At 54.3% G+C, this 2374-nt stretch carries 2 protein-coding genes; both read left to right on the top strand.

Features of this window, described 5'->3' with window-relative positions; translation table 11 throughout:
* Nucleotides 1-329 precede the first annotated feature (329 nt).
* The gene (locus K7I12_RS17290) at nt 330-530 is read left to right on the top strand and encodes a helix-turn-helix transcriptional regulator (RefSeq protein WP_231664803.1); all 201 of its coding nucleotides are present in this window, start codon (nt 330-332) and stop codon (nt 528-530) included.
* Nucleotides 531-541: 11 nt separating this feature from the next.
* A complete protein-coding gene (locus K7I12_RS17285; protein WP_231664802.1) occupies nt 542-2275 on the top strand; it encodes a DUF927 domain-containing protein in 1734 nt (577 codons plus the stop codon).
* Nucleotides 2276-2374: the final 99 nt, after the last annotated feature.

Here is a 2374-nt window from a genome sequence, read left to right as displayed (position 1 = left end):
GTGTCTCGACGCTGGGTAATTGATCAAAACGTGACCGATTCTTGCTGAATCCAGCATGAAGAGCTGGCCTGATCACTCAGCAGGCCGAACTCGCGCCAATGGTGCAATATTCAGGCTAGCGGAGACTGTTCACATTTTCGCCAGAATTTGTCCAAAAACCGATGGCCGCCACATAGAAAGCGCCTAAACCCTAAAATTTATCCTTTAAATTCAGCGTTTTAATATCTTTTTCTCTTTGCGCCCAAATTGGCCAATTCCACGGTTCTGGTGTGAATTCAGGACTATTCATAATCACTCCTGTCCGTTAAACAACGAATCAGGAGTGGATTATGCAACGACAGTATTTCAACGAGACGAATGAGCGTTTGCTCACCTATGAAGAGGTTTGTGCCGTCACCCAGCTTTCGCAAGCCACGCTTCGACGGTACGTGAAAGCCGGTCGTTTCCCTGCCCCCATAAAGCCCAACCCCAGTGGCCGAGCCGTCAGGTTCCGGATCCAGGATGTTAGAGATTGGCTGGACCGGCTGTAACGGAGGCGCGAATGAAATTTCAGTTGAGAGACTCTGGCCTGTATTGCTATAGCTCTGAAGAATGGCAGAGGGTTGGCGGGTGGATTGAGGTTATTGCGAGAACCCGACTTTCCAACAAGAAGCATGGACACGGTGCGCTGCTGCAGTGGAAAAATATGGACAACGTCCTGCTCCGCGAGGTGGTTTACGCGCGTAACCTGAACGGCGATAACGCCCGACAGATACGGGAGCTGCTCGTGGACAGCGGCTATCCGCTGGAGCCTGGCAATATCAGTTGGGCACGACTACAACGCTACCTGCTTGAGGAAATGGCAAAGGCGCCGCCGGCCACAACCGTCGACCGTACAGGTTGGCACGGCCCCATCTTCGCGACGAGTAGCTGGACGGCAGGTCAGGCGGATGAGCAGCACTACTTCGTCGGGCAGCTATCAACCTCCCCTCTACTTCAGGAAAACGGTTCTCTCCAGGATTGGCAAGCTCAAGTGGGGAAGCTGTGTGAGGGCAACCCGCTGGCGATCCTCAGCGTCGGGGTGGCACTCGCGGCGCCCCTGCTAAAGCATGCGGAGCTTGAAAATGGGGCCTTTCACTTGGTTGGTAATAGCTCCACCGGGAAAACGACGTTGCTGCAGGTGGCCGCGAGTGTTTGTGGAGCACCAACGTTCGTGAGGAACTGGGTAGCGACTGCCAATGGCTTGGCAGCCGTCGCTGCTGAGCACAACGACATGTTGTTAGCGTTGGACGAGATTGGCCTGGCTCGGCCGGAAGATGTCGATGTGGCGACGTATCACATAATGACCGGTGCCAGTAAGCTGCGTGCGAATATCTCAGGGGATCTTGCTGAACAAACGCACTGGCGAACGCTGGCGTTAAGTACTGGTGAGGTATGGCTGTCGGAAGTGTTTCAGGAAATTGGGAAGTCGGTTAAAGCCGGCCAGGAGAACCGACTTGTCGAGATCCCGATTTTTGGAAAATTTGGAGCCTTTGATGATTTGCATGGATCCAACAGTGCCCAAGAGTTCGTGGACGCGTTGAAAAGCCGCACCAGGCACTACCACGGCACACTGTTCCGGCATTGGCTCGAGCGTCTTACAGAAGATGTGGATGACTTGCCCGACTACATCCAGAGTGAGGTTGCCCGGTTGACGGAGCAGTGGAAGACCCCTCATATGGCCTCGCAAGTTGTCCGGGTGATCAGACGGTTCGCACTTATCACCGCTGCACTGTGCCTGGCCTGTCGGAACTATCTCCTTCCTTGGACGGAAGCGGAGTCGGTTCGAGCAGTACACCAAGTAGTTGGAGCCTGGCTTCGGAGCCGAGGTCACATCTTCAATTCGGAGGAGCACCGCATTTTGGCTCGCCTTCGCGATGCCATTTACAAATGGAATCACCGTCTCGTTGACATAGAACGGGGCGATTACGGAAGAGCAATTGGTCTGCGACGCAAAGTGGCCGGTGAGACGCAGTGGCTGATACCCAAAAATACTCTTATCAAGGAGCTTGGCCTTCGAAGTCGATACACCCGGGAAATTGAGCCGCTGATCCAGAGAGATTTCCTGGAAACCAATGAACAGAGCCGTGGCACCATGAAAATCAAGCTACGGGATCGATCGGAGCGTTTTTTCGCCCTGTGGCCTGATCGCATCAAGGCGTATTGGGAAGCGCTACCGGATGGAGATGGACTTTCCCAGTTTCCCACTTATCCCAGTGTTGATTCGGAGGTAACTGTCAATGGCCATCAGAAGTGACCCACCAGTGGCCAACAAAAATGACCCACCCGTGATCGTCAGCTGAGCGCCTTCTGCTTCAGCCGATAGCTCTCCCCGCCGAGCAGGTAGAGGTGCGAG

The sequence above is a fragment of the Halomonas sp. IOP_31 genome, assembly GCF_021151495.1.
GTDB classification, from domain to species: Bacteria; Pseudomonadota; Gammaproteobacteria; order Pseudomonadales; family Halomonadaceae; genus Modicisalibacter; species Modicisalibacter zincidurans.
The sequence above is the reverse complement of the archived record's forward strand: the minus strand, read 5'-3'. Positions and strand labels throughout refer to the sequence as shown.

What these genes read in the sequence shown, in the direction of transcription:
- K7I12_RS17285 (WP_231664802.1), top strand. Translation starts at nt 542, where the DNA reads ATGAAATTTCAGTTGAGAGACTCTGGCCTGTATTGCTATAGCTCTGAA.
- K7I12_RS17290 (WP_231664803.1), top strand. Translation starts at nt 330, where the DNA reads ATGCAACGACAGTATTTCAACGAGACGAATGAGCGTTTGCTCACCTAT.